The following is a 19504-nucleotide window of genomic DNA, read 5'->3' on the forward strand; positions in this document are numbered from 1 at the left end:
CGGATGTGCTCCCCGAGCCGCCATCCGCCGACAAACGAGGACGCTAGACGGATGACTTCCCCGCTTGAAATGACGTTGCTGTTGCTGCTGTGTTCAGTGGCAGGGGTCGTCGTATTCCGCTTTTTCAACCTGCCGCCCATGTTGGGTTACCTGGCGGTCGGGATCATTGTCGGACCGCACGCCGCCGGTATCGCACCGGATAGTGACCGCGCGCAGCATCTGGCGGAATTCGGCGTTGTGTTCCTGATGTTTTCGATCGGGCTTGAATTTTCGTTATCGAAATTGCGTTCAATGCGGCGGATTGTGTTCGGCCTCGGCGCGAGTCAAGTAGCCGGGACGATCGCGCTGGCGCTCTTGTTTGGGTGGATCGCGAACTTCTGGACGGATATGTCGTGGGAGGCGAGCATTGCGCTGGGCGGCGCGTTGTCGATGTCGTCCACCGCCATCGTTTCAAAAATGCTGGCCGAGCGGCTTGAACTGGAATCCGAGCATGGCCGCAATATCTTCGGCGTATTGCTGTTCCAGGATCTGGCCGTGGTGCCGCTGCTGATCATCATTGCCGCGTTCGGGAATGGGAATTCGAAAGAGCTGGCGTTCTGGCTTGCGCTTGCAGCCATCAAGATCGTGGTCGCGTTGACGGTGCTGCTGTTCATCGGCCAGAAGTTCATGACGCGCTGGTTCAATATTGTCGCGCGCCGGCGCTCGCAAGAACTGTTCATGCTGAACCTGCTGCTGGTCACGCTGGGTGCGGCGTTCATCACCGATAAATTCGGCCTCTCGCTCGCGCTCGGCGCGTTTATCGCGGGCATGTTGATCGCGGAAACGCCTTACCGGCATCAGGTGGAAGAGGACATCAAGCCGTTCCGCGACGTGCTGCTCGGGCTGTTTTTCGTGACCACGGGCATGCTGCTCAATCCGCGCGTGATCTGGGAACATCCCTTTCTCGTGGCGTCGTTTTTCATCCTGCCGATCCTGCTGAAAGCCGTGATGATCACCGGCCTCGCGCGGCTGTTCGGCTCGCCCCCGGGTGTGGCTATGCGCACCGGCCTGAACCTGGCGCAAGCCGGCGAGTTCGGTTTCGTGCTGCTGAACCTGATCCTCGATAAACATCTGGTCGAGCCGGTGCTGCTGCAAGCCATTCTTTCGTCGATGCTGCTCTCCATGCTGGCCGCGCCGTTCATCATCCAGAACGCTGACCGCATCGTGCTGCGGCTTTCATCCACTGAATGGTTGCGGCAGTCGTTGCAAATGACGCGCATTGCGACGCAAAGCATCAAGCAGAGTGGCCACGTGATCATCTGCGGCTACGGCCGGGCGGGGCAAAATCTGGCGCGGATGCTGGAACACGAGGGGTTGTCGTACGTCGCGCTCGACCTGGACCCCGATCGCGTGGCGGCAGCGGCGGCGGCGGGTGAAAGCGTAGTGTACGGGGATGCCGGGCGGCGCGAGGCGCTGGTCGCCGCCGGCATACATCGCGCGGCCACGGTCGCGATCACCTTCGCGAACACGCCGTCGGCGTTGCGCGTGCTGCACAGTATTCATGAGCTGGAGCCGACGTTGCCCACCATCGTGCGTACTGTCGATGACGCCGATCTGGAAAAGCTGATTGCGTCGGGCGCGACGGAAGTGATTCCGGAAATCGTGGAAGGAAGTTTGATGCTGGCGTCGCATACGCTGGTGCTGATGGGCGTGCCGATGCGGCGCGTGGTTCGGCGCGTGGAAGAAATGCGCGACGAGCGTTACAGCATGCTGCGCGGATATTTTCACGGCGCGGACGAGGACGACGATGAGCGTCGCGAGCAGGTCCGGCTACAATCAGTTCCCGTCGATGCAAACGCCGACGCGGTCGGCCGTACGCTCGATGAGCTTGGGCTGGTGGGCGACGGAGTGGAAGTGACGGCAATTCGCCGGCATGGAATTCGCGGCGTGGAGCCTGATCCTGACACCAAGCTGCGTGCGAGCGACATTGTGGTGCTGCGTGGTTTGCCCGAGGCGTTGCAGTTGGCGGAAGAACGGCTGTCGCGCAATCGCCGTGCGGGCGCGGTAGCCTGACGTTTTCCAGGAGACATCATTCATGTCTGAAATGCCTGAGTTCGCAGCGCCCGCAGTGCCGAATTTATCCAATCCAGCCTGTTTTATCCGGGAGCGGATTCGCACGGTGCCGGACTGGCCGCAGCCCGGCGTGCAGTTCCGCGATATCACGCCGGTTTTGCAGGATCGGCGCGCGTTGCGTACGCTGATCGACCTGCTGGTGCAGCGCTATATAGATGCGCGAATCGACACGATCGCCGGGCTTGATGCGCGTGGTTTTATCATCGGGCCAATTCTGGCGTACGAATTGAGCCTGGGTTTTGTGCCAATCCGCAAGAAGGGCAAGCTGCCGTTCAGGACGCTGTCGCAGTCGTATGAACTTGAATATGGCAGCGCGACCGTCGAAATTCACGAAGATGCGTGCAAGCCGGGCGAGCGGGTTGTGCTGGTTGACGACCTGATTGCAACCGGCGGCACGATGATGGCCGGCAAGATGTTGCTCGAACGGCTCGGCGCGGTGGTCGTTGAGGGCGCGGCGATTATCGATTTGCCGGAGCTGGGCGGGTCGACACTTCTGCGCGAATCGGGTTTGCCGCTTTATACGGTCTGCGAATTCAGCGGCCACTAATTTCTCCGAATTCTTCGATTTTTCCGAGTCATGCCTAATTTTCTTTTGTTTCTCGCTGCGTCCATTGCTATTACCGTGGCGCCCGGTCCGGACAATCTCCAGGTGCTCGCGCGTGGTATTTCGCAAGGACGCGCGGCTGGGCTGGTTGCGGCGCTTGGGTTTGCCGCCGGGATTTCGTTTCACACGACGCTTGCCGCGCTTGGGGTGGCAGCGTTGCTCAAGTCTTCCCCGATGGCGTTTGAAGCGGTCAAGCTGGCCGGTGCTGCTTATCTGATCTGGATTGGCATCAAGGCGATTCGTAGCAAGGGTTTGTCGAGCGCGCATGAGCGGCCGAGTCAGCCGTTGGCCGTGGTGTTTCGGCAGAGTGTGATCGGCAATATGATGAATCCGAAAGTGACGCTGTTTTTTATCGTGTTCCTGCCGCAGTTCGTGAATCCGCATGGCGGGCAAAGCGTCATGTTGCAGATGTTCGAGCTTGGCGGCGTGTTCATGTTGCAGACGGTGGTGGTGTTCTCGGTTTTTGGCGTTGCCGCCGGGATGATCGGGGCTTATTTGAAGCGGCGTCCGAAGGTGGGGGTGTGGCTCGACCGGTTGGCCGGGGCGACGTTTATCGGGCTGGGGATTCGCGTGGCGTTGAAGGATTAAGAGGGGTTTTCGGCCGCACCCAGCCGAGGATTGCTTCGGCAGGTCCGGGCGGATGTCAGGTTGCCGCTTTCCAGGGTTCGTGGGCTGCTATTAAGGCAAGTGGCAGCAATCTGGCATTGACCCTCCCGACCAAACCCGAACCCCGACCTGAGTACGAACAAAACCCCCTGTACAATTTCCGGCTTTCCGCCGCCGGAGTCCATCGTGAGCTTGCCTGCCATTGTTGCCGCGCGTCGTTTCGATGCTTCGGCGCACCTGCCGTTTTACATCGACCGTGAACGGGTCGGCTGGATTCGGCGCACCGACGTGCCCGCGCTGCACTCATGGCCGGACGTGTTTCATATCGATCAAACGTCGATCCGTCTCGCCAATACCTTCTCCGATCTCAACGCGCGCAGCGCCGCGCTGGGCGCAGTCATCGGCATGCTGGCGGCTGACGGCCGCATTCCCGGCTGGCGCAACGAAACCTACGCGATCCGCAATGCCTTCGACGCCGAGCCGCTTGCGTTCATCGAACGGGCTGCGTCGCGGTTCTTCGGCACAATGACCTACGCCGTCCATCTGAACGGTATTGTCGAAGAGCCGGGCCGCGAGGCGGAGTTATGGATCGCGCGGCGCAGCGAAACAAAAGCGACCGATCCGGGCATGCTCGATAACGTGGTGGCGGGCGGTATTGGCTGGGGGATGGGGATCGAGGAAACGCTCGTGAAGGAGTGCTGGGAAGAAGCAGGAATGCAGCCGGAGCTTGCGGCCAAGGCCGTGCGCGGACGTGAATTCTACGTGCTGCAATCGCTGCCCGAAGGCACTCAGGCAGAGTTGATTTACGTTTTCGACTTGAGCTTGCCCGCGGATTTCGCGCCACGCAATCAGGATGGGGAAGTGGGCGAACACCGGCTTGCCCGTATCGATGAAGTCGCGCGATGGATTGAAGACGGCGCCATGACAGTCGATGCCAGTCTGGCCACCCTGGATTGCCTGCTGCGCCGCAACTGGATAGACGAAGAAGCGTGCGAGGGCATGCCGGCGATTTATTTACCGCCGGCGGTTTGAACGCCTGTGAACCTGCTGTGAACGCGCGTTGAACGTGCTTTGAAACATCTCAAAGGAGTATCGGTTCATGTCGACCGAACATAGTTTTATCTTGAAGTTGTCGTGTCCGGATCGTCCCGGCATTGTGCATGCCGTGTCTGGATTCCTGTTCGATCTCGGCAGCAATATTCTCGATTCCGCGCAATTCGGTGACAGTCACACCGGCGAATTTTTTATGCGCGTGCACTTCCAGCAAGTGGGCGGAGACCCGGGTCTCGTTGCGTTGCGGACGTCGTTCAGCACGCTTGCCGATGAGTTCGGCATGAAGTGGGAACTGCACGATGCGTCGGTGAAACCGCGCGTGATGATCATGGTGTCGAAGATCGGGCATTGCCTGAACGATTTGCTGTTCCGATATCGCACCGGCCAGCTCGGGATTGAGATTCCGGCGATCGTTTCGAATCATCGGGATTTTTATCAGCTTGCTGCCAGTTATGACGTGCCGTTTCATCATCTGCCGTTGATTGCGTCCACGCCTGAGGGGAAGGCTTCGCAGGAAGCGCGGGTGCTGGAGATCGTCGATCAGCACAAGATCGATCTTGTTGTGCTCGCGCGATATATGCAGATTTTGTCGCCGGAAATGTGCGTCGCGCTCAATGGCCGGGCGATCAATATTCATCATTCGTTCCTGCCGAGCTTCAAGGGCGCCAAGCCGTATTACCAGGCGTTTGATCGCGGCGTTAAGTTGATTGGCGCTACTGCGCATTATGTGACGACGGATCTTGATGAAGGGCCGATCATTGAGCAGGAAGTGGAGCGTGTGGACCACAGCATGGCGCCGGATCAGTTGACGGCGATCGGGCGTGATGTGGAGTGTGTGACGCTCGCGCGTGCGGTGCGATGGCATGTGGAGCATCGGATCGTGCTGAATGGGAGTAAGACAGTGGTCTTTAAGTAGGTCGTTCGCACTTGGTTTTGGGGTTTTGGGGGTTTGCGGCGGGAGGGTTCCGGGGGCGGGGTTGTGCTCGGTTCCAGGGTTAGCGGTCGGAGGTATGCCCGAGGGTAGGTTCTGGGGTTAGTGGTCAGGGTCAATGCCGGGTTGGTGCTTTCGGCCGTGGTGGTCTGCAAGAGTCGGATTTTCTCTTTATCACTATTAGCCACTGTGCGTGGCGGCACGTCATTTCTTTGTCCAAAGCGACAAAGAAACGAAGCAAAGAAAACGCTTTCAACCACGCTACCCTAAGTGTCCACAGCGTGCAGTTTCCATTCATAGGTGCCCCAAAAGCACGGTGCTCGCCAGAGCGACGGATGTGTGAACCCCTCCTTCTCGCGAATCCTGACACGAACACGCTTCGCCCCGTACGCTCTCGGGCAAGCACCATTGCCAATGAACCCGCACGGCCTTACGGATATTTACGGCTGCGGTTTTTTGACAGGTTAGCCACCTGATCTGTGCGACCGTATTCATAGGCCACAGCTTGATGCGTGTTTGTGTTTACCGTTTTAGTTTGTGTGAACTGGCTGCGCGTTCTGTACAGCTATTTTCATCGGTTACGGCCACCCGCATCTTCGCGACCTCATTTCCAGCAGGTTTGGCGACGTGGTTCGAGGCGCGTACACATTGGAGGGAGGTTATCCGCGGATAGCGCGGGGTGCTCCTTGGGCAGGTTCAATCACTGGTGGCGAAGCGTGTGGGTATCCGTGTTCGGAGAAGGAGGGGTTCACACATCCTTCGCTCTGGCGAGCACCGTGCTTTTGGGGCACCTATGAATAGAAATTGCACGCTGTGGACACTTAGGGTAGCGTGGTTTGAAAGCGCTTTCTTTGCTTCGTTTCTTTGTCGCTTTGGACAAAGAAATGACGTGCCGCCACGCACAGTGGCTAATAGTGATAAAGAGAAAATCCGACTCTCGCAGACCACTAACACTGAAAGCACCAACCCGGCATTGACTCCGACCGCTAACCCCAGAACCAGGCAACCCGGCACTGACCCCGACCGCCCACCCCGGAACCAGACCAACCCCGGAACCAGACCACCCCCCCGTCCACCGGCGCGAGCACCCCCACTCAGACCAGTCTCAAATAAACCAGCTCGCGCTTAAGATACGCATAAAAAATCGGCGCAGCAATCACCCCTGGCAGTCCAAAAGCGGCTTCCATCGCGAGCATGGCCAGCAGCAATTCCCAGGCACGCGCCTCGATCTGCCCACCAATAATCCGCGCATTCAAAAAGTACTCGAGCTTGTGAATGACGATCAGGAAAACCAGCGACGCCACAGCCGTCCCAAACGACACCGACAATGAAATCCCCACAATAATCGCGTTAGAGACCAAATTGCCGATCACCGGCAACAACCCGACGATAAACGTCACCAACACCAGCGTCTTCGACAACGGCAGCCGCTCGTGAAACACCGGCAACGCAACCAGCAAATACAACGCCGTGAACGTCGCGTTGATCGCGGAAATCTTGACCTGCGCGAAAACGATCCGCCGAAACGCCTCTGAGAAACGCGTCACGCGCGTCACGAGCGCAGTAGAAAGCGGCAGGCGATGCGTCGTCCGCGGCACACCTACCGCGATAATCGCACCCACGATCATGCCGATCAGCACATGCCCGAAACCGCGCGCCGCGTCTTTCCCGCCCTGCTGCAACATGGCGGCGTGCGTTTGCATCAACTCGGTCGCCTTGTCCTTCATCTGCTCTGCATCGACAGGAAGGTAGTTCGCTATCCAGTCGGGCACCTGCAGACGCGCATGCGACGTGAGTTTCATCAACTGATCGAGAAGCTTCTGCACGCTAGGAACATCGCGCTGAAAATGATCGATGAGCAAGATCGTGGCGCCCGCCAGCCCCCCCACGATCACCACCGCCACGATCACGACCGCGACCCAGCGCGCACGTCCGCTCGTCATGGTCTTTTCGATCAGGGGCGCGATGGCGTGCACAAGCTGATATACCAGCATCCCCGCCAGCAGCGCGCCGAGCAACTGCAAATGCAGCACGAGGAACAAACCGGCGAACGCGGCGATATAGCTGCCAATCTCCACCGCCGACAACGTCGGCATGCTCATGTCGCTCGTCAGCCGGACGGGCCGGACAGCGGGCCTGTTTTCGGCCGCTTCGTTGCGCTTTGCCATGAATCCTTCAGTCTCCTGCCGCTAACGGGTTACGGACTGCCGCGGCCCGAACGGCGCGCGGCTCATAGTGGCGATGCGGGCGAATCCCTCATGCAGCCGATCTCGGCCTTTGCAGCAAAGGCGCAAGATACCGGCCGGTAAAACTGGCCTTCGACTGTGCGACATGCTCCGGCGTCCCCTGCGCGATGATCTGGCCACCGCCGGCGCCGCCTTCCGGACCGAGGTCGATGACCCAGTCCGCAGTTTTTATTACATCGAGATTATGCTCGATGATTACGACAGTATTACCTTGATCGCGCAGCCGATGAATCACTTCGAGCAAAAGTGCGATGTCGTGGAAGTGCAGCCCAGTGGTCGGTTCGTCGAGAATATACAGAGTCCGACCCGTATCGCGTTTGCTCAGTTCCAACGAAAGCTTGACGCGCTGCGCTTCGCCGCCCGACAGCGTGGTCGCCGACTGACCGAGCCGGATATACCCAAGACCCACATCGAGCAAGGTTTTCAGCTTGCGCGCGACAATGGGCACGGGCTTGAAGAACTCGTGCGCGGCCTCCACAGTGAGGTCGAGCACCTCGTGGATGTTCTTGCCCTTGTACTGGACATCAAGCGTTTCGCGGTTATAGCGCTTGCCGTGACAGACGTCGCACGGCACGTAGACGTCGGGCAAAAAGTGCATCTCGACCTTGAGCACGCCGTCGCCCTGGCACGCTTCGCAGCGCCCGCCCTTCACGTTGAACGAGAAACGGCCGGGATCGTAGCCCCGTTCCTTCGACGCCGGCACGCCCGCGAACAGCTCGCGGATCGGCGTGAAGAGACCGGTGTAGGTCGCGGGATTCGAGCGCGGCGTGCGGCCGATGGGCGATTGATCGACGTTGATCACCTTGTCGAAGTGTTCCAGCCCTTCAATGGCCTCGTAAGGCGCGGGTTCGGCGGACGAACCGTATAGATGCTGGGACACGGCGTGGTACAGCGTGTCATTGATGAGCGTGGACTTGCCCGAGCCGGACACGCCCGTCACGCAGGTCAGCAACCCGACCGGCAGATCGAGCGACACGTGCTTCAGATTGTTGCCGTAGGCCTCGATGATCCGCAGCCGCCGTTCGTCCGGCGCCGTGCGGTCGGTCGAATAGCTGATGCTTCGTTTGCCCGACAAATACTGTCCGGTCATCGAATTCGGGTCGTTCTCGACGTGCTTCGCCGTCCCTTGCGAGACAATCTCGCCGCCATGCACGCCCGCTCCCGGGCCCATGTCGACCACGTAGTCGGCCATGCGGATCATGTCTTCGTCGTGTTCTACCACGATCACCGAATTGCCGATGTCGCGTAAGTGCTTGAGCGTGGCGATGAGCCGGTCGTTGTCGCGCTGATGCAAGCCAATGGACGGTTCGTCGAGCACGTACATCACGCCCGTCAAGCCGGAACCAATCTGCGATGCCAGCCGGATGCGCTGCGCCTCGCCGCCGGAGAGCGTTTCGGCGCTGCGTTCCAGCGACAAATAATCCAGCCCGACGTTGTTCAGGAATGTGAGCCTGGCGACAATTTCCTTGATGACCCGATCGGCGATCTCGCCCTTCGCGCCTTCCAGGTGCAGCGTCTGAAAGTAACCCAGCGTCTCGCGCAGCGGCCAGCCGCTCACTTCGTAAATGGCTCGCGCATTTTCGCCCGTGCCGAGCTTGACGTTGCGCGCCTCGGTCCGCAGCCGCGTGCCTTCGCACGCCGGGCAGGCTTGGTTGTTCTGATACTTCGCCAGTTCCTCGCGGACCGCCGCCGAATCCGTTTCCTTGTAGCGGCGTTCCAGACTCGGGATGATCCCTTCAAACGCGTGCTCGCGGACCGTCGTCCGGCCGCGCTCGTTGATATACGAGAACGGAATGACCTCTTTGCCGGAACCGAACAGCAGGATCTTGCGGACGTTTTCGGGCAGATCCTCGAACGCCGCGTCTATATCGAATTCGAAAAACGACGCCAGGCTTTGCAGCATCTGGAAATAGAACTGGTTGCGCCGGTCCCATCCTTTCACTGCACCCGCCGCGAGCGACAGCGACGGATGAGCGACCACGCGCTTCGGGTCGAAGAACGTGATCTGGCCAAGGCCGTCGCATTCAGGGCACGCGCCCATGGGATTGTTGAACGAGAACAGGCGCGGCTCGAGTTCCTGCAGCGAGTACGAACAGATCGGACAAGCGAACTTCGAGCTGTACAGATGCTCTTTCTCGGAATCCATTTCGAGCGCGATTGCGCGGCCATCGGCGAGACGCAGCGCTGTTTCGAAGGATTCCGCGAGCCGCTGCTTCATGTCCGGCCGCACTTTCAACCGGTCGATGACAACATCGATCGTGTGTTTGTCGTTCTTCTTCAGCTTCGGCAGCGACTCGATCTCATAGATTTTCGCCACGCCTTCGTTCGCTGTTCCCCCACCCGAACGCACGCGAAACCGGATGAAACCCTGCGCCTGCATGGCCTCGAACAATTCGAGATGCTCACCCTTGCGATCCGCCACCACGGGCGCGAGGATCATCAGCTTCGTTTCCTCGGGCATGGCGAGCGCGGCGTCGACCATTTGCGACACGCTTTGCGCTTCGAGCGGAATGTGGTGGTCCGGGCAGTGCGGCGTACCGACGCGGGCAAACAGCAAGCGCAGGTAGTCGTGAATTTCGGTGACGGTGCCGACGGTGGAGCGCGGATTATGCGAAGTCGCTTTCTGCTCGATCGAAATGGCCGGCGACAATCCTTCGATCAGGTCGACGTCCGGTTTCTCCATCAACTGCAGGAATTGACGCGCGTAGGCGGACAAACTTTCGACGTAGCGGCGCTGGCCTTCGGCGTAGAGCGTGTCGAACGCGAGCGACGATTTCCCCGAACCCGACAAGCCCGTAATCACGATCAGCTTGTGACGCGGCAAGTCGAGATTGATGTTCTTAAGATTGTGGGTGCGAGCCCCACGAATACGAATTTCTTCCATGAACCGGGCGGAAAGTAAGGGGGCTAAACCTGCTACTATAACGACTTTTCGAGGGCGCGTTGCCCGCGCTCATCGGCGTCAATCAAGCGTGCGGCGGGGTTACGAAGGGTGTTGGCGGATTACTGATGGTCCACTGACGGTCCATTTAAGCGGTGCTCGGGCAATATCGCGCGAGTTTTGCGTGCCGCCCTGGCGCAGGTTTGGAGCAGGTCCAGACGCTTGAGCTACCCGTCTCATATAGTGCCGTTCCGGGCAACCACAAGGCGGCCGTGCTTGAGTTCCGCGTCCGCGCGCACGGCCAGACGCGTTTCCACATTACCTCTTCCCGATGTCCAATCCGTCTGCTACGTCCACACGTTTGAGCGCGCCCGAGTTGCGTGCGACCGTGTCGCTTGCCGCTATCTTCGCGCTGCGCATGCTCGGTCTCTTCATGATCATGCCGGTGTTTTCCATCTATGCGAAAACCCTTCCCGGCGGCGACAACGTGCTGTTGGTCGGCATCGCGCTCGGTGCTTACGGGGTCACGCAGTCGCTGTTGTACATCTTTTACGGCTGGGTCTCCGACAAACTCGGGCGCAAGCCGGTGATCGCGTTCGGGCTGATCGTGTTCGCCATCGGCAGCTTCGTGGCGGCGGTCGGCCATTCCATGACGTGGATTATCGTCGGCCGCGTGATCCAGGGCATGGGAGCGGTATCGTCGGCGGTGATTGCGTTTATCGCGGATCTGACCTCAGAAGAAAACCGCACGAAAGCCATGGCCATGGTCGGCGCGAGCATCGGTGTCTCGTTCGCGGTGGCCATCGTCGGCGCGCCGATCGTGTTCGAATGGGTCGGCATGAGCGGACTGTTCACGCTGATCGGTTTTTTATCGATACTCGCGGTCGGCGTCGTGATCTGGGTTGTCCCGGACGCGCCCAAGCCGCCCGTGCACGTGAAGGCGCCGTTCGCCGAAGTGCTGCACAACGTGGAATTGCTGCGACTGAACTTCGGCGTGCTCGTGTTGCACGCCACGCAAACCGCACTGTTTCTCGTTGTGCCACGCATTCTGGAGGCGGGCGGTTTGCCGGTCGCAGCCCATTGGAAAGTCTATTTACCCGTGATGGGCCTGGCGTTCGTCATGATGGTCCCGGCCATTATTGCCGCGGAAAAACGTGGAAAAATGAAGGCCGTGATGGTCAGCGCCATAGGTCTTATCCTGATTGGCCAGTTGTTACTCGGCGCCGCTCCGCATACCCTGTGGTCAGTGGCAGCGGTTTTGTTCGTGTACTTCCTGGGCTTCAATGTGCTGGAAGCGTCGCAGCCGTCACTCGTCTCCAAACTCGCGCCTGGCACGAGAAAGGGCGCGGCGGCAGGCGTCTACAACACAACGCAGTCGATCGGCCTCGCCATAGGCGGGGTGATCGGCGGCTGGCTGCTGAAAGTAGATGGGCAGAGCGCTGTATTTTTCGCGTGCTCAGGGTTGGTTTTTGCATGGCTTATCGTGGCGGCGAACATGAAACCGCCGCCGCAGAAAGTCCGGCGCACGGTTTGAGCAATGTTAGTTTCTAGTCGGGCGTGTTTCGCCGTGTCGGCGAAATTCTGCCGCAGAGTGGTGCATGAGGTTTGCGGGTTTTGCAGGTCTTGCTGAACAGGTCGACTGCCACCGCGTGTCGCGTTGCGAGCGCACCGCATCAGGTCAAATTGAATTGAATTGAATCAACAGGAGAAATCATGGCATCCGTCAACAAAGTCATTCTCGTCGGCAATCTGGGAGCCGATCCGGAAACCCGCTATCTGCCGAGCGGCGACGCCGTGGCCAACATCCGTCTTGCCACCACCGATCGCTTCAAGGACAAGACGTCCGGCGAGATGAAGGAGCTGACGGAATGGCACCGCGTGTCGTTTTTCGGGCGGCTGGCCGAGATCGTGAACGAATATCTGAAGAAGGGCTCGTCGGTGTATATCGAGGGCCGGATTCGTACGCGTAAGTACACCGATCAGGCCGGCGTGGAAAAGTACGCGACCGAGATTGTCGCGGAACAAATGCAGATGCTGGGGGGACGCAGCGGCGCGGGTGGCGGCGGTGGTGGTGATGAAGGCTATAGCCGTGCGCCTGCCGAGCGTAGCGGCGGCGGGGGTGCTAGCCGGGGCGGTGCAGCAGCGGCCGGACGTCCGGCAGGCGGCGGCAGCGCCGGCGGCGCGAGCCGGCCGAGCGCGCCGGCGGGTGGTGGTTTCGACGAAATGGACGACGATATTCCGTTCTAGGCGGAACCACCAACCTCGGTGTTAATTTTAGGCTGGAAAACTCTGCGTAATCAACACGTTACGTAGAGCTTTTTCAGCCTTTTCATTTGGAAGAAACGATTCGATAAGCGGAACCACAAAAAATCTGTAAATTGGTATCAACGAAAATAAGTGGATGCCATGGCGAAATTGACAGTTCGAACTTTCAAAATGAGTTCTGGTGAGCGCATGGCCGTGCTCGTGGAAGGTCCTCAAGGGCTCCCAGTCATACCGGTTGCTCCCTACGCTCTTCTGCTGAGGGCGCGCGGTTATACGCTCAAGACGATGCAGCAAGCGCTGAGCGCAGTTGCGCTCGGTCTTGATGTGTTTGCAGACCTCCGTATCAGCCTTGTGGACCGGGTCGCACGGCGGCGTTTTCTATCAAGCGACGAGCTTGTGGTGCTCGCCGACCGCTGCCGTGTATCGGTTCCTGAACTTGGTTCCAGAATGGTCGACCCGCGCTATGCCAGTACACGATTTTTAACGTGTATTGACTACATTAAATGGGTTGCTGAACCTGTCATCGCGCGCATCTCTGATGCGAGGCAGCACGATGCCGCCAATGCCGCCTTGGTCCAGTTCGAGAAACGCGCAAGGAGTCTCGCTCCCAAAGCTGATTCACATCCCACGAACGACGATGGGAGTCCAAAGGAGCGGCTCGGGATGACTCCCGAGCAACGTGAGCTGTTTTTAAGGGTGATTCAGCCAGGGGACCTAGGCAACCCTTACAGTTCGAAGCTGCAAGTTCGTAATTACGCGATGCTGATGTTGCTTTTTGACCTGGGCCCCCGCGCTGGCGAGCTTCTCGGGTTGAAGTGTGCCGACATAAATTTCGGTGCCTACCCGGCCGAAATCACGATTCATCGGCGACACGACGACCCGGACGACAATCGTCAAAATCCGGCAACAACAAAGACGAACGCACGCATTCTTCTACTTAACGATGAACTCCGCGACTTGTTGGACGACTGGATAACCCGCCATCGGTCGGACAGAAAACAATTTAAAGCCGCGCGAAAGCACCCGTATATATTCGTCAACTATAAAGGCGAAGCTCTGACTGACCGGGGGCTGAGAACTATCATATCGACGCTCACGCACCGATATCCTGAACTCGCACCAATCAAGGCACACATTCTTCGACACGACTGGAACGACCGCTGGAACGAAGCGACCGAAAACTCGACAAACCACGCTGAAGACCTTCGGGACCAGAAAGCGGCGATGGGGTGGTCTGATAAATCGACGATGCCGCTGCGGTACGGGAAGCGCTCGATTCGCAATTCGACGAACCGCAAGATTCTACGGATGCAGTCCATGGGCCGGAGCGCTCGGACCAAAGGTGGGGGATGATTGCAGAGAATTGCTGCACTTAAGTTGGCAACTTCGATGATTTGTACGTTGCTTCAAGTGCACAAGGTCGTAAGGTTGTTCGCAACCCGAGGCATTTGCCTCGAACAGGCAAATGACCGACTTCAGGACCAGCCGATTGCAAGGGGTTGACATATCACCCTGCCGCTATTAAATTGATTGCGACTTAGCTAAGACCGAGTGGTAGCGGGCCGTTCAAGTGGCATCAGGCAAACAAACCGTATTACTTGGCTGGGTCGCGTCACATCACATTTGTCCAACGAGCCGCCTCCAATTTGAACCGAGCGGGCTAGTCGACCGGACGAATCATCCATTCATTTTGGAGGATTCGTTATGTCGACTCGCAGTTGGAGCACTTCTTTTTTTCTCTCTTCCAGCTCGGACCACTGGTCAAGTAATGACGGTCGGTTAAATTCGTCCGCATTCACCAGCCGAACTATCCGGTCAGGTCCTCTAAAGACGCGCACTTGTACGCGTGGTATGCCGCAGGTTGTGTGGTGTAGCGGCCGCCCTTGCACCTCGACACCGTGGCTCTCCGCCGGGACTTTACAGTTCGGGCTCACCGTTGTGACATTCTATTCACGCGTGGGTACCGGCCTCAGCATTACTAGTTCATCGGCCGCGCTGCGCACCATTGAAGTTGTTCCGCCCTCGGCTGGCATGGGGGGCGGAGAGCGATTAATGGGTTACAACGTTCCACCGAAATTTCGAGCTCTTCATTTTGGTGCTTTGCCGTCCGGCATCCACTCCAGCATTGTTCGGAGGGGCTAACCATGGCTAAAAAAAGCACGAATTCATTGGATGCGCCTAACGACGCACTAGGATTTTCGGCTGCCGAACGCGGCGACCCACAGTCTGTGTTATCTCGGGAAGGCAAACGTATCGACACTGCCGCCGAAGTTTGGCAGATAGCAGCACACCAGCGTATCAACTGGGCACGCCTGCCACTGCAAAATGGGCCAGTCCGCCATGCTGTTCAGAAACATATCGAAAATTCGATTCGAACGCTAAGCCCCACCTACGCAGTCGCACAATTCGAAAACCTTTACAGATTGTTTACTTGCGCTAAAAAGACGGGGTTCGAGGTCGACATTGCTGAGACATATGACGAAGCCTTTTTCGTAGCAATCCGTAAGGCGCTCCGTAACGAACTCCGGAAGGCGCCTCGTCACGCGTCTCGTGAGGTATCTCGTCTGGCGTCTCGTGAAGTATCTCTTAAGGCGGAAAAGTGGCGGAGGGTGGTCACCAACAAAGAAACTTATGTAGCGACTTGGTTTGAAAAATCCGCGAGGAACAAAAAATTACCTAAGGCTTACTCGAAGGGTACCGTCGTCAACACGATGGATGCATATCGGCGATGGTTTGTGTTTTGCGCGGACCAAGAGTACGAAGGATTTGACCAAGAGTTGGCAACAGTTCTCGACAATAAGGTGATAGGTGGCAATCCGAAAGGCCATGCAGTTCTCAGTCATGACCCAAACTCGGGGCCACTTCGGTACGTCGAAATAGCCGCACTGCAGGGACGCCTGCTGTCCGGGATGCAGGCATCGCTCGACTCGCTCGATGCATTTCTTGTTATGTGGTTAAGCATGTCTTTCGGAATATATCCGAAGGCGATGCAGTACATGAACGAGGAAGACCTGATACGGACGGATTTGCCTGACGGCGGCGTTCGATACGAGTTGCGCATTCCCAGGTTGAAAAAGCGCGGTGTGAACCTGCGCGGACAATTTCACGTGCGACCCGTGGACCCTCGCGTTGGAGCGTTGTTTGAACACAAAAAACGCGAAAATCGGTCTATCTGGAGATACGTATTTTTCGGGCGTGATAGTCGGGACATGGAGCGGCCTATGTTCCCGTCTTGGAGTCCCGATTCAACACTTATCGGGACGCCGTTTGAACGTCAAGCAATGCGCCGCCCGAAATCTTTTTTTGGCGAGCAACTCAATGCATTTGTCAAAGCCTCAGGTATTCGGGCACAAGACGGTTCCCCGCTGCGCATCACCGCGCGTCGGCTTCGCTACACATTCGCAACACGACTCGTGAGGGAGGGGGCAAGTCCGACAGAATTGGCACAGGCACTAGACCACTCTGACCTGCAACATGTGATGGTCTATTTTAACAGTCGCTCAGACGCGGTTATCAGTCTCGACGCGGCCTATGCGCTCCGCCTTGCCCCCTACGCCCAACTTTTCTTGGGATTGGTCATTAGGGATGAAACGAAAGCAACGCGGGGCAACGACCCCGCAAGTCGAATACATTTTGCCGACCAACGAAAACTGCGTACGGTCGGCTCGTGTGGTTCATTCAGTTTTTGCGGCTTGAATGCCCATCGAGCGTGCTACACCTGCATCAAATTCCAACCTTGGTTCGAGGGTCCGCATGAGAAGGTATTAGATTTACTTTTTAAGGAGCGGCAGGACTTGCTCGAGCGTGGTGTGGACCTAAAGGTTGTCGAGGCAAACGACCTCACTATCCTTGCTGTTGCGGAGGTGGTGCGGCGCTGTCAGGAGATGTCCATGAATCCACCAGAGGTTCAACCGTGACCTTTAAAACAAAGGCTGAGTCAGCAGTTGCGGCGAGAGTTCACAAATTTATTGACAAGGCTCGTGGAGAGAACCCATTTAAGAATGCTATTTGGGATGAAATCGTATGGGTAGTGGGCAACAAGGCGCGGGCCTCCGATGGGAGAAAGACTGAACGAATCTGGTTTAACGCTGCTTTCGTTGAAAAGAGCACTCTCAAAAATGCCCAAGAATTTCCAAGGCCGTTTGCGGATTTGGTGAAAGCATATGCGTGCCATATTGAGAGGCGGGCGGAAGAAGGGCTCTCGACGATTTATCACAACGTCCAAGTCCGAGCCTTCCGTTACTTGCACGCTGCTTTTGGAGATAGTCGCCAAAATCCGTGGGAACTACGGCCGACGAATTTCGACGCAGCTATAAGAATGTGCCAAGCACGAGAGGAGCGAAGTTCGGCGTATCGAATTGGCGTCGCCTTGGCGGCCATCGCGCACACGATGGATAGTGAACGCCTCTGCGATGTAAGGTTGAATTGGATAAGTCCGGTTTCACGGGATGCCGTTGATGGCGGGGCTAACCAGTGGCGAGTGGGCAAGGAGTTTGATGACAGGCGTAACGCGAAGCTTCCCACTTCAGAAGTCGTAGAGATAGTAGGAGCTATTTCAAACAGGCCAAACTTGAGCAGTCCTGACTTAGCAAGGCAGCGTTTCTTGGACCTTTGCGTTTGCGGGGGGTTCCGGCCATCCGAACTGCTGACGCTGGCCGCGAATTGCTGGATAGAAGAAATTCAGGTTGATGAGTCTGGACGACCGATGCTCGGCCCTCTTGGAAGACCGGCGGTCCGCTGCGGAATCAGGTATATCCCTGCGAAGGGCGCACATAAAATTACCCAAACCAAATGGCTTGCGGCCGTTATGGTTGACGTTGCAAGAAGGGCTGTGGCCGATATAAAGATATGCTCTGAGCCGTTCCGAAACATCGCCGCTTTTATGGCAAGTAATAAAGGTCGAACTTTGCTTCCGGAGCGCTGGCATGCTCTGCCGGGCGATGAGTTGCTGAGTCTTCTGGACGTTTATGACGCGGTAGGACTGCGCGCGGCCGAGCCTCTTAAAAGCGCTAGGGGGTTTGTACGGGAAGCAAAGTTGACCATTGTCAATTTGGTGCGAGACGGAAAGAAAGTTGCCGCTGTAACTAAGCGGGAACTTGAGAGGTATCTCGTAGAAAGGTCTGGTCAAGAAACAGTTTTTCCCAAGGAGCAGGGTCACCACAAGCTGAAAGATAGTCTGTTTGTATTTCCCATTAATTATTTTCATGCGAGTAGGACAAGCCTGAATGGCACGGCGACGCTGATGACATACGGACAGCTCACGGATTACATGGTCGGAAGGACAGGAGTCCGGTCCATTTTTGAGCGGTTCGAACATCGCGATGATAGTGGAGACCCGCTCAAGGTGACTGCGTACAAATTTCGCCATTGGCTTGACACGATGGCCGAAGACGCAGGCATGTCTCAGCTTGAGATTGCAAGATGGTTCGGAAGGAAGGACATCGGGCACAATTCTGCGTATAACCACATGACAGGATTGCAACTGGCGGCAAGCATCCATAAGAAGCGAACGCTGGGCAAAGTACAGGGGCCTGTCACAGAAGCAGCACTGAAAATAAAAGACCCGATACGCCAGCAGGAATTTATCGTGTCTTCTAGCGTTACAGCACATCGAACCGATATCGGGATATGCGAGCACAACTGGGCAGCGCTGCCCTGCCCAAAACATCGCGAGTGCACGGTGTGCGATGAGCATCTTTTGGAAAAAGGAAATCTCGACCACATCCAGCGAACAAGCGTAATCAAGGACGATGCCGATATGTGTATAGCACTCGCTGAGGAAGAGGTGGCAACCGGTACGTCCGGCGCAGACAATTGGTTGGCGCACCAAAAGTTGGTACGCAACCGCGCGAGCGCGGCTCTTGCGGTTCACGCTGATGTCTCAATTGCCGACGGGACCCTTGTGCAACTACCTTCATACGCGGGGGCGCAAGATGACGAGGTTGAGTAAGCGCAAAGTGCATCGAAACGAGCGACGGAGGCTCACGTCCGATGAAATCAAACTGATTGCTACTTTAATAAAGGGACAAGCCGCAGGTCGAACTCTTACGTGGAATGATGTCGTCGGAATAGGCGAAGCAAACATTGGCTATAAATGGACGCGGCAAACCTTGCAAGCCCAGGCGAAAATTAAAGATGCATATGATGAGCACGGGCGCGGTTGCACGGAATACCGGGAAACTGGAAAACGACCGCGCACCAAGGCGCCCGAATCGTTGGTGTCGGAGCAGAAACTTGACAAGGCGCACACTGATATAAGAGAACTTCGCGAAACCCTCCGCAAGTACGATGAGCTGCTATCCACATACCTGCATAACGCGCTTCGCCACGGCGTATCGGCGGAACAACTTGGTGCTCCGCTGGTGAAACCGTATCGTGCACAGAGCGACCACAATGTGAAGCCCGCGACCCGGCGCGATTCGAAAAAAGGCGGCACGACGGGCTGATGACCAAAGATGAGATACGCTTGAGTACTTTCGTTATTATCAAGTTGCGCATCATCTGGTCCGTATCAACAATGAGACCGCGAAGCGCGAACTTCGCGTGGTGGCGCGCGCCTGCGGTCAGAATGCAGCTCTCGAGAATGGCAATCTTTCCCGTTTCAATCCTTCATGCAAAGCATCGCGCGACACTGCTCTAGGTCTTCGCTAAGCGCGTCTATTTCCGATTGCATGCCGGCCGTTCGCCTGAGCAACTGCCCGAGCTGGTATTAGTATGCGTAACCGAAGTGCCCCTCGGCCATGGCGAGTTCGTGGAATTTACGAAAGGCAATTTTCTAGGTCGATTTGGCTTTCTGAAGGCATGTC

13 protein-coding genes are annotated in these 19504 nt (G+C 57.4%); 11 read left to right on the plus strand and 2 right to left on the minus strand.

The window, feature by feature from the left end:
- Window positions 1-51: 51 nt before the first annotated feature.
- The 5 genes from ACSQ8V_RS01600 to purU all read left to right on the plus strand — a co-directional run bounded on the left by ACSQ8V_RS01600 (window position 52) and on the right by purU (window position 5291).
- On the plus strand, window positions 52-2052 hold the full coding sequence (locus ACSQ8V_RS01600) for a cation:proton antiporter domain-containing protein (RefSeq protein WP_436204684.1): 2001 nt from the start codon (window positions 52-54) through the stop codon (window positions 2050-2052).
- A gap of 31 nt (window positions 2053-2083) precedes the next feature.
- Complete coding sequence (locus tag ACSQ8V_RS01605) at window positions 2084-2659, plus strand: adenine phosphoribosyltransferase (RefSeq protein WP_436206573.1); 576 nt, start codon at window positions 2084-2086, stop codon at window positions 2657-2659.
- Between the two features lie 30 nt (window positions 2660-2689).
- Window positions 2690-3304, plus strand: a complete 615-nt coding sequence (locus tag ACSQ8V_RS01610; RefSeq protein ID WP_213764797.1) for a LysE family translocator — start codon at window positions 2690-2692, stop codon at window positions 3302-3304.
- Between the two features lie 204 nt (window positions 3305-3508).
- Window positions 3509-4354 (plus strand): DUF4743 domain-containing protein, encoded by an 846-nt coding sequence (locus tag ACSQ8V_RS01615; RefSeq protein WP_436204685.1) that lies wholly within the window; start codon window positions 3509-3511, stop codon window positions 4352-4354.
- A 67-nt stretch (window positions 4355-4421) separates the two neighbouring features.
- Complete coding sequence (gene purU, locus ACSQ8V_RS01620; protein WP_436180684.1) at window positions 4422-5291, plus strand: formyltetrahydrofolate deformylase; 870 nt, start codon at window positions 4422-4424, stop codon at window positions 5289-5291.
- 1109 nt (window positions 5292-6400) lie between these two features.
- On the opposite strand, the gene ACSQ8V_RS01625 is transcribed toward purU, so the two are convergent.
- Complete coding sequence (locus ACSQ8V_RS01625) at window positions 6401-7474, minus strand: AI-2E family transporter (RefSeq protein WP_213765774.1); 1074 nt, start codon at window positions 7472-7474, stop codon at window positions 6401-6403.
- A gap of 88 nt (window positions 7475-7562) precedes the next feature.
- The gene (gene uvrA, locus ACSQ8V_RS01630) at window positions 7563-10436 is read right to left on the minus strand and encodes an excinuclease ABC subunit UvrA (protein WP_213765775.1); all 2874 of its coding nucleotides are present in this window, start codon (window positions 10434-10436) and stop codon (window positions 7563-7565) included.
- A 328-nt stretch (window positions 10437-10764) separates the two neighbouring features.
- On the opposite strand from uvrA, the gene ACSQ8V_RS01635 reads away from it, so the two are divergent.
- The 6 genes from ACSQ8V_RS01635 (at window position 10765) to ACSQ8V_RS01660 (ending at window position 19144) form a co-directional block, all read left to right on the plus strand.
- Window positions 10765-11967, plus strand: coding sequence for an MFS transporter (locus ACSQ8V_RS01635; RefSeq protein WP_213765776.1), 1203 nt, complete (start codon window positions 10765-10767; stop codon window positions 11965-11967).
- A gap of 179 nt (window positions 11968-12146) precedes the next feature.
- Window positions 12147-12680 (plus strand): single-stranded DNA-binding protein, encoded by a 534-nt coding sequence (locus ACSQ8V_RS01640; protein ID WP_213765777.1) that lies wholly within the window; start codon window positions 12147-12149, stop codon window positions 12678-12680.
- Between the two features lie 159 nt (window positions 12681-12839).
- Entirely contained in the window at window positions 12840-14051 is a 1212-nt protein-coding gene (locus ACSQ8V_RS01645; protein ID WP_436206574.1) for a tyrosine-type recombinase/integrase, read from the plus strand.
- Window positions 14052-14842: 791 nt separating this feature from the next.
- A complete protein-coding gene (locus tag ACSQ8V_RS01650) occupies window positions 14843-16615 on the plus strand; it encodes a tyrosine-type recombinase/integrase (RefSeq protein WP_436204686.1) in 1773 nt (590 codons plus the stop codon).
- The gene (locus ACSQ8V_RS01655) at window positions 16612-18648 is read left to right on the plus strand and encodes a hypothetical protein (RefSeq protein WP_436204687.1); all 2037 of its coding nucleotides are present in this window, start codon (window positions 16612-16614) and stop codon (window positions 18646-18648) included. The genes ACSQ8V_RS01650 and ACSQ8V_RS01655 overlap by 4 nt, the downstream gene beginning before the upstream one ends.
- Complete coding sequence (locus ACSQ8V_RS01660) at window positions 18641-19144, plus strand: hypothetical protein (protein WP_436204688.1); 504 nt, start codon at window positions 18641-18643, stop codon at window positions 19142-19144. The genes ACSQ8V_RS01655 and ACSQ8V_RS01660 overlap by 8 nt, the downstream gene beginning before the upstream one ends.
- Window positions 19145-19504 lie beyond the last annotated feature (360 nt).

Source organism: Caballeronia sp. LjRoot31 (assembly GCF_964253885.1).
Taxonomy (GTDB): domain Bacteria; phylum Pseudomonadota; class Gammaproteobacteria; order Burkholderiales; family Burkholderiaceae; genus Caballeronia.

Excerpts from the sequence above, each read along its gene's own strand:
- ACSQ8V_RS01650 (WP_436204686.1), top strand. The coding sequence starts at position 14,843 with ATGGCTAAAAAAAGCACGAATTCATTGGATGCGCCTAACGACGCACTA.
- uvrA (WP_213765775.1), bottom strand. The coding sequence starts at position 10,436 with ATGGAAGAAATTCGTATTCGTGGGGCTCGCACCCACAATCTTAAGAAC.
- ACSQ8V_RS01610 (WP_213764797.1), top strand. The coding sequence starts at position 2,690 with ATGCCTAATTTTCTTTTGTTTCTCGCTGCGTCCATTGCTATTACCGTG.
- ACSQ8V_RS01625 (WP_213765774.1), bottom strand. The coding sequence starts at position 7,474 with ATGGCAAAGCGCAACGAAGCGGCCGAAAACAGGCCCGCTGTCCGGCCC.
- purU (WP_436180684.1), top strand. The coding sequence starts at position 4,422 with ATGTCGACCGAACATAGTTTTATCTTGAAGTTGTCGTGTCCGGATCGT.
- ACSQ8V_RS01605 (WP_436206573.1), top strand. The coding sequence starts at position 2,084 with ATGCCTGAGTTCGCAGCGCCCGCAGTGCCGAATTTATCCAATCCAGCC.
- ACSQ8V_RS01640 (WP_213765777.1), top strand. The coding sequence starts at position 12,147 with ATGGCATCCGTCAACAAAGTCATTCTCGTCGGCAATCTGGGAGCCGAT.
- ACSQ8V_RS01645 (WP_436206574.1), top strand. The coding sequence starts at position 12,840 with ATGGCGAAATTGACAGTTCGAACTTTCAAAATGAGTTCTGGTGAGCGC.
- ACSQ8V_RS01600 (WP_436204684.1), top strand. The coding sequence starts at position 52 with ATGACTTCCCCGCTTGAAATGACGTTGCTGTTGCTGCTGTGTTCAGTG.
- ACSQ8V_RS01635 (WP_213765776.1), top strand. The coding sequence starts at position 10,765 with ATGTCCAATCCGTCTGCTACGTCCACACGTTTGAGCGCGCCCGAGTTG.